The sequence below is a fragment of the Nonomuraea sp. NPDC005501 genome, assembly GCF_040605905.1.
Lineage (GTDB): Bacteria > Actinomycetota > Actinomycetes > Streptosporangiales > Streptosporangiaceae > Nonomuraea.
The window spans coordinates 69,082-76,659 of record NZ_JBEXDT010000031.1; the positions used below are offsets into that span (position 1 = coordinate 69,082).

9 protein-coding genes are annotated in these 7,578 nt (G+C 72.8%); 6 read left to right on the forward strand and 3 right to left on the reverse strand.

What is annotated here, in order from left to right:
• Positions 1-10 precede the first annotated feature (10 nt).
• The 4 genes from ABZS51_RS17595 to ABZS51_RS17610 all read left to right on the forward strand — a co-directional run bounded on the left by ABZS51_RS17595 (position 11) and on the right by ABZS51_RS17610 (position 4,126).
• Complete coding sequence (locus ABZS51_RS17595) at positions 11-1,045, forward strand: histidine kinase (protein WP_355441730.1); 1,035 nt, start codon at positions 11-13, stop codon at positions 1,043-1,045.
• Positions 1,042-1,689, forward strand: a complete 648-nt coding sequence (locus ABZS51_RS17600) for a response regulator transcription factor (RefSeq protein WP_355441700.1) — start codon at positions 1,042-1,044, stop codon at positions 1,687-1,689. The genes ABZS51_RS17595 and ABZS51_RS17600 overlap by 4 nt, the downstream gene beginning before the upstream one ends.
• Positions 1,690-2,219: 530 nt before the next feature.
• Positions 2,220-3,551 carry a glycosyltransferase 87 family protein gene (locus tag ABZS51_RS17605; protein WP_355441703.1) on the forward strand — a complete coding sequence of 444 codons (1,332 nt, stop codon included), beginning with the start codon at positions 2,220-2,222 and terminating at the stop codon, positions 3,549-3,551.
• Between the two features lie 137 nt (positions 3,552-3,688).
• Complete coding sequence (locus tag ABZS51_RS17610; protein ID WP_355441706.1) at positions 3,689-4,126, forward strand: STAS domain-containing protein; 438 nt, start codon at positions 3,689-3,691, stop codon at positions 4,124-4,126.
• A gap of 9 nt (positions 4,127-4,135) precedes the next feature.
• Here ABZS51_RS17610 and ABZS51_RS17615 read toward each other — a convergent pair whose 3' ends face one another.
• Entirely contained in the window at positions 4,136-4,606 is a 471-nt protein-coding gene (locus tag ABZS51_RS17615) for a MarR family transcriptional regulator (protein WP_355441709.1), read from the reverse strand.
• Positions 4,607-4,764: 158 nt separating this feature from the next.
• Here ABZS51_RS17615 and ABZS51_RS17620 point away from each other — a divergent pair, with 158 nt between their 5' ends.
• Positions 4,765-5,703, forward strand: coding sequence for a hypothetical protein (locus tag ABZS51_RS17620; RefSeq protein ID WP_355441712.1), 939 nt, complete (start codon positions 4,765-4,767; stop codon positions 5,701-5,703).
• Between the two features lie 44 nt (positions 5,704-5,747).
• Here ABZS51_RS17620 and ABZS51_RS17625 read toward each other — a convergent pair whose 3' ends face one another.
• Complete coding sequence (locus tag ABZS51_RS17625; RefSeq protein WP_310712470.1) at positions 5,748-6,161, reverse strand: helix-turn-helix domain-containing protein; 414 nt, start codon at positions 6,159-6,161, stop codon at positions 5,748-5,750.
• An 84-nt stretch (positions 6,162-6,245) separates the two neighbouring features.
• On the opposite strand from ABZS51_RS17625, the gene ABZS51_RS17630 reads away from it, so the two are divergent.
• A complete protein-coding gene (locus ABZS51_RS17630) occupies positions 6,246-7,061 on the forward strand; it encodes an NAD(P)H-binding protein (protein ID WP_355441715.1) in 816 nt (271 codons plus the stop codon).
• Positions 7,062-7,121: 60 nt separating this feature from the next.
• On the opposite strand, the gene ABZS51_RS17635 is transcribed toward ABZS51_RS17630, so the two are convergent.
• A complete protein-coding gene (locus tag ABZS51_RS17635; RefSeq protein ID WP_310712468.1) occupies positions 7,122-7,358 on the reverse strand; it encodes a hypothetical protein in 237 nt (78 codons plus the stop codon).
• Between the last annotated feature and the right edge of the window lie 220 nt (positions 7,359-7,578).

A 7,578-nucleotide genomic window follows, 5' to 3' on the forward strand; every position in this document is an offset into this window, starting at 1 on the left:
CGTGCCCGCGATGCTCGCGGTCGCGGTCGCGGCCATGTCGCTTGTCTGGTGGCCGAGGGCACGCCCCCTCCTCGCGGCGATCACGGCGGCCGCCGGTGTGGTCGGCGCGACGTGCACGCTCGCCTGGTTGGCCGGTCCCGGCATCTCCGGCGGTCCGTCGACCTACACCCACACGGTTGCCGTGCTCACGCTCATCACGCTTACCGTGCGCTGGGCCGCCGTGCGGCAGGCAGTCCCGGCGGTGGCGGTGGCCGCGACCTCCGAAGCGCTGCTGGCGTTGCAGATCACTCAGCCGCCGCCCTCGGGCCTCGAAGCGGTCGCCCTCGCCCTCTTCTGGTCCATCGGCACGGCAGGCGCAATCGGTCTCGGCGCCTATCTCCGCACCCTCGACCGGCGCCGGGTCGAGGCGGTCAGGCAGGCCCGCCGCACCCAGCGCCTGCAGCTGGCCCGCGACCTGCACGACTTCGTCGCCCACGACGTCAGCGCCATGGTCATCCAGGCCCAGGCGGCGCAGATCCTGCTCGACCGCGATCCGTCCGAGGCCGCGGCGGCACTGCGGGCGATCGAGGAGGACGGCGCGCGGGCACTCGCGTCGATGGACCGAACCGTGCGTATGCTGCGCGAACTGGAGGGCGAGAGCGCCTCCGCCGAGCCACTGCCCGGGCTCGACAGCCTGCCCGATCTGGTACGGCGTTTCGCCGACGCGGGCTTCCCCGACACCGAGATGCGCGTCGAACCATCCGGCCCGGTGCCGCGCGAGGTCGCGACCACGATCTACCGCATCGTCGTCGAGGCGCTCACCAACGTCAGAAAGCACGCGCCGGCCGGGTCGAGCGTCGCCATTCAGGTGACCGACGAAAGGGGGGCGGTCGTCGTGACCGTGGCCGACCATGCGCGCGACCAGGCCCTGCCGCGTCTGCCGTCCGCCGAACGCGCCGGCGTCGGCTTGGCCGGGCTGGCCGAGCGGGTGCAGGCGCTGGGCGGCGAGTTCACCTCCGGCCGCGCCGCCGGCGGCGGCTGGGTCGTGAAGGCGGTGTTCCCATGACCATCCGGGTTCTGATCGCCGACGATCAGCCGACCGTCCGACGCAGCTTCCGCACGATCCTCGAGGCCCAGCCGGACCTGGAGGTGGTGGGCGAGGCGCCGGACGGCGTGACCGCGCTCGACCTCGCCCGCGAGCTGCGGCCGGACGTGGTCGTCGCCGACATCCGCATGCCGCGCATGGACGGGCTCGAACTCACCCGACGCCTGGCCGGCCCCGAGGTGGCGGCACCGATGCGGGTGATCGTCGTGACCACCTACGACCTCGACGAGTACGTGCACTCCGCGCTCCGTGCAGGAGCCTGTGGTTTCTTGCTCAAACACGCGGGGCCGGGGCTCCTTGTGGAGGGCATCAGGGCGGCAGCCGCAGGCGATGCCTTGATCAGCCCCTCGGTGACCGTACGCCTGCTGCGCCACCTCACCCCGTCACCCGCCCGCACCGGCGTGCCGGGCGAACAGCCACTGAGCGACCGCGAGCTGGAGATCGTCAAGCTGGTCGCCGCAGGCAAGTCCAACCCCGAGATCGGCGCCGAGCTGTTCATCTCGGCCGGCACCGCCAAGACCCACGTGGCCAATGTCCAGCGCAAGCTCGGTGTCCGCAACCGCGTGGGCATCGCCGCCTGGGCCTGGGAACACGGCCACGCGTGAACCAGCCGGGCGCTTCAGCTGAAGCAAGGCTCGGCTCGTCACCGGCGCACAGTATCCCACGGGAGATTCGGGTGACTTGGGATGGCGCTCCCTCGCCGGTCGTCCCGGTTCCTGCGTGGTGATCGCTCGCCGGGCAGAAAGTGTCGTCTCCGGTGCCTGACCAGGTAGGCCGCTGACATTCATCCCGCGTCGGCCACTGCCGACATCCTCACGCTCAACAGTCCTCGATCGCGCCCTCGGCCAAGTGCCCTGTACGGAGCCGAACGGCGGCGTGAGGCGGGTCTTGACCGGGCCGGACACCGGCTCCTTGGCGAGGCCCACGATCTTCGTTGCGCCGCCTCCCTGACGATCACGGTCTCCGTCACGCCGCCCCCATGACGATCTTCATGACGCCGACCGTGGACGGGGCTGCCCCGCCGCCCTGCGAGGCGTCGGGAGAAAGCGCGCCTTCCCTGCGGAGTTCTTACAGACTCCGGACGTTCCGGCTCCAGAGGGCCTCGACCTGCGCCGGCGGTGGAAAGCTCGGCGGTGTGAGCAGGTACGGCGCCGGCGGGCGCATGGTGTGCGCTGTCGCGATCCTGTCGGCCCTGGTCGCCGTCCTCGTCAGGATGGCGCTCGGGGGCTCCGGTCTGCTCGGCTGGCATCTGGCCGGGTGGGCGCTGTTCGCCGCCGCCCTGTGGGTGATGCGGACGCTGCCGGCAGGGCGTCTCACCGGCCTGGTCGTGGCCGGGGGCATCGCCGTGACCGCCACCGGCCTGGTGGCCCCGCCGAGCACCAGCACCGATTCCTACCGTTACGCGTGGGACGGCCGGGTGCAGGCGGCGGGCATCTCCCCCTACGACTACGCCCCCGCCGACCCGGAGCTGGCGTTCCTCCGGGATGACTGGCTCTTCCCCGGCGACTGCGCGGCGCCGCGTCTCGCTCCGCTCGGGGACGGAACGTGCACGCGGATGAACCGGCCCGCCGTGCACACGATCTATCCGCCGCTCGCCGAGGGGTACTTCCTTCTGGTGCACCGGCTCTCGCCCGAGGGGTCGCGGCACAAGGTCCTCCAGTTCGGGGGCGCGCTGATGGCGATCGCCGTGCTGCTCGCGCTGTGCCGATGGAGGGACGTGCGGACCGCCGCCTCCTGGGGCTGGTGCCCGGCCGTGCCGGTCGAGGCGGTGAACAACGCGCATGTCGACGTCCTGGGCGTGCTGCTGGTGGTGCTGGCGTTCTGCGTGGTCCGGGACCGGGGCCGCGGGGTGCTGCTCGGCGCCGCGGTCGCGGCCAAGCTGCTGCCCGCCACCGCGTTGCCCGGCGCCCTGTCGGGCGTGCTCAGGCAGGGGGTGGTGTGGCGGCGGCGTCTCGTCGTCGTGGTGCCGGCCGCGCTGGTGGTCATGGCGGCGTACCTGCCGTACGCGCTGGTCTCGCGGGGCTCCGTGCTGGGCTATCTGTTCGGGTACGTGCGGGAGGAGGAGTACGCCGACCCCTCGGCCAAGAGCCGGTACGCGCTGGTGCGGCTGGCGCTGCCCGACTCCTGGGCGCCGTTCGCCGCGATCCTCCTGCTGGCGCTGGTCGTCCTGCACGTGCTGCGGGAGGGGGACCCCGAGCGGCCCTGGGCCGGGGCGCTGCTGGTCACCGGGTCGCTGCTGCTGCTGTTCACACCCGCGTACTCCTGGTACGCGCTGCTGGTGGTCGCGATGGTCGCCATGGACGGCAGGTGGGAATGGCTGACCGTGGCGGCGGCCGGAGCGGTCGCCTACCTGTCCGGCCCGGCCACGGCGGCCTACGCGGTGGCGGGGCTGGCGGTCGGCGTCGGCTGGGCCGTACGCCGGGCACACCGTTCCCCCGCATGGACACGAGGAGGAGCGCAGCCGTAGTTCTCCGGACGAGGGCCGCCGGGATCGCCGCAGATCGGCGCGCCGTTGACCGCGGCCTCCGGAATTTCTTGCACAGGGCAAGGATCTGCTACGGTCGTGGACGGTGAGCCGGGAAGTCTGGTCGGCGTGGAAATGTCATGCGATCGAAGGGCAGCCGTGAGCCGGAACCAGCCGCTTCCCCGGACCGCTCCGCCCTGCGGGTGCGGCAGTGGAGCGTGGGCCCGGTGAACGTCCTCACGCTCAGCGGCATGCTGACCTCCGACACCGCGGGCACGCTCGAGCGCCCTCTGGTGCAGGCCCTGGCCGCGCGCTTGCCGCCGCTCGTCGTGGTGGACGTGTGCCGGACCGACGAGATCGACTCCGCGGGCCACACTCTGCTGGCCGACGCCGAGCGATACGCGGCGGCGGCGGGCGGCCGGCTGATCGTGGCGAGAGGGAGCGGACACGCCGCGGGAGCCACGGCTGCTGCCGCGGCGCCGACCCTGGAGGAGGCGCTGAGCGAGCTGGCCCGGCCGGTCCGACGCGGCCCCACGCCTCCGCCGGAACCGCCTGGCGGCGAACCGGCCCAGGACTAGGAACGTCCGCTAGATCTCGGGCACCGCCTTCTCGTCGGCCGCCTGGGCGAACGCGCTCAGGGCCGCCACCACCGCCTCCCGCTGATTCTGCGTCAACTGGCCCAGGATCCGCGCCAGGTCGCCGCGGCGATGCCGGGTGACCCCGTCCACCAGCGCCCGCCCCTGCGGAGTGAGCGCGATGCTCACCGTCCGCCTGTCATCAGCGGGCCGGCCGCGTCGCACCAGGCGCTTGGCCACCAGCCGATCGCACATCCGCGACGCCGTCGACTGGCTCACGTCCAGCGCGTCGGCCAGGCTCGCCAGCCGCTGCGGGCCGCGCGCCGCGATCACCACCAGTACCCGGTACTGCGGAAGCGTCACGTCCCCGCCCGCCGCCGCGATCGACCGCGCCGCCACCGCCACCAACGCGCGGCTCGCCGTCAGCACCGACTCCACAACCGGATCGTCCTCCGACAACCGCTCAGCGACCGGAACGTCCACCGCACTCCCCACATGTCGACCATCGCCGCACCATCCAACCGCGATCATCGCGGTTCCCGCCGGGTCTCAGCCACGGCACCTTCCCCAGCAGCCCGGCTCTACCGGCGGTCCGGCCGGAGGTGTGGAACATCCGGGGCATCTCGTTCGTCTTTCGAGGTGTGACGAGCTCACCTGATCGTGACGGGCGGCTGCGGGACGCGGCCGCCCGCGTGCGCCGGGCGGATCATCTGCGGCGGCTGCGTGAGGCGACGGCGGAGCAGATCCAGGACACCCGCCGTACCCTGGCCGGCCTGGAGCTGGAGCTGTCCAAGGAGGAGAACGACGTCACCCGCCTGGAAGGCGGGCTGTCCGCCGTCCTGGCCCGGCTGCTGGGCGACCGCGCGGAGCGGCTGGACCGCGAGCGTGCCGAGGCGGCCGCCGCCCGGCAGCGGGTCGAGGGCCACCGGGCCCGCCTGGCCCGGCTTGAGGCGGACGCGCGCGCCACCGAGGCCGAGCTGGCCGGGCTCGCGACGGCCCCGCAGGAGTACGCGGCGTCACTGGCCGAGAAGGAGCGGCAGCTCGTCGGCGGCGGTGACGCCCGCGCCAGGGAGCTGGTCGACCTCGGCGCCGCTCTGGACCGGGTGGTGGCGGACCTGCGTGAGCACGCGGAGGCGCAGCAGGCCGGAAAGGCCGCGCATGACGCGCTCCGTCAGGTGCTGCGCCATCTGAGCTCGGCCAAGAGCGCCTCCACCTGGGACGTGCTCGGCGGCGGCCTGTTCGCCGACGCCATCGAGCACGGCCAGTTGCACACCGCCGACCAGGCCGCGTGGCACGCCCAGCGAGCCCTGGACGTCTTCTCCCGCGAGCTGGCCGACGTCGGCGTCTCCGCACGTCCGCACCTGCCCAAGGTGGACACGCGGTGGTTCGTCGACACGTTCTTCGACAACATCATCACCGACCTGCTCAAACATCAGCGCATCGCGAACACCCACGCCGAAGTCGCCAGGACGGCCCAGTGGGTGCAGGACATGGGCGCGCACCTGCGGTCCCGCACTGCCGAGCTGTGGGCCGAGCAGTCGCGGCTGCTGGCCAGGCGGGAGGCGCTGCTGCTCGGCTAGGCTCCCCCGGACCCAGGCCGCCGGAGCACCTGGCCGGCGGGCAGTCAGCGCACGCCGGAGCCGGGGTTCAGCTCGTCCCAGTCGCGGCGGGCCAGCGCGACGGCGTCGCGGTGCTCCGCCGACCAGTCGGCCAGGGTCTTGACCAGATGCGTCAGGCTGTGGCCCATCGGCGTCAGGGCGTACTCGACCTGCGGCGGGATGGTCGGATGGACGGTGCGCGTGATCATTCCGTCGCGCTCCAGCCGCCGTACGGTGAGCGTCAGCATGCGCTGCGAGATGCCCGGGACGGCGCGCTGGAGCTGCCGGAAGCGGCGCACTCCCTGCGCCAGCTCGACGACGACCAGCACCGACCACTTGTCGCCGATCCGGTCGAGAACCTCGCGTATGCCGCAGTCCTCACCCTCTCCCCCGCACGTGACCACGGGCTGGGTGGTTACCGCCGTGTGCCCCACTGACATCGAAGTGCCTCCTTCCGCCGCGCGGCGCGGACCCGCAGCATGGTCGTGGTTACCAAGAAGAACCTACCGCCAGGGAGAACTCCGATGATTCTGGTCACCGGCGCCACCGGCGCCCTGGGCGCGCTGGTCGCCGAAAGGCTGTCCGGCCGGGACGACGTGGTCCTGGGCACCCGCGCGCCCGAGCGTGTCCTGGGGACGTCGCCCGTCCGCCGGATCGACTTCGACGCCCCGGACACGCTCGCCGAGGGGTTCGCGGGCGTCGACGTGCTGCTGCTGATCTCCGCGGGCTACGGCGAGGACGACACCGTCATCGCCCGCCACGAGGCCGCCATCGCCGCGGCGGAGAAGGCCGGCGTCGGCCACGTCGTCTACACCAGCCTCACCGCGGACGGCGACCACCTGCCGTACGCGCTGCCGCACCGCTGGACCGAGCGCCGGCTGCGCGACAGCGCGCTGACCTGGACGATCCTGCGCAACGGCCTCTACGCGGAGCTGCTGGCCCTGCTCACGGCGCCGTCGCCGGACGGCACGGTCACCGCGCCGCTGGGCGACGGGCGGGCGGCCGTCGTGGCCCGCGCCGACCTCGCCGACGCCGCCGCGCTCGTCGTCACCGACGCACCCGCCCACGCGGGCCGCGTCCACGAGCTCGTCGGCGAGCACGCCGTCGGCGGCGCCGACCTGGCCCGGGCGTACGGCGCGCACGTCCGTTACGAGCCCGGGACCCTGGCCGAGGCTCGCGCGGGCATCACCGCCCTCGGCGTCGAGGCGTTCCAGGTGCCGATGCTGGTCGGCACCTACTCAGCCATCGCCGCGGGCTTCCTCGGCCGTACGGGCGGCGAGCTGCGCGCGCTGCTCGGACGGGCGCCCCGACCGGCGATCGAGGCCATCACCTCGCCCTGAGAACTCGCCCTGAGAACTCGCCCTGAGAACTCATCCTGAGAAGAGGCCGGCGACGGCCGGTCAGCCGGCCAGCCGCCGGCGCAGGTGCTCCTTGCCCTGCTCGGCGCCTTTGTGGCTCTCGGCCTGGGCTCTGCGGAAGAAGTCCGCCAGCTCGGAGTCGCCGGCCCGTTCGGCGTCGGCGATGTAGCTCTCCAGCCGCAGCGCGTTGCTGAGGCACTTCTCGACGAACCAGATCAGGTTGTAGTCCTTGTCCTTGGTACCGGTGACCTCACCGGTCTCCTGACGCGACGGATCCATGGGCACCTCCGGTCGAGACACGGACACGCACCCCGTAGGGGCGGCATTCGGTCCTGTACCCGAGCCGCGCCGGATATATCTCCAGGTGGCGAGGGGTGCGGCGCGTGGCAGGGTCGCGGGGGGGGGGGCGGGCGCGGCCCCCCCCCGAGATCGTGGTTGTGGGGGAGAGTAGTTTTAGAATATGGTATATAAAAGAGGTGGGGGGGAGAATAAAAAATAA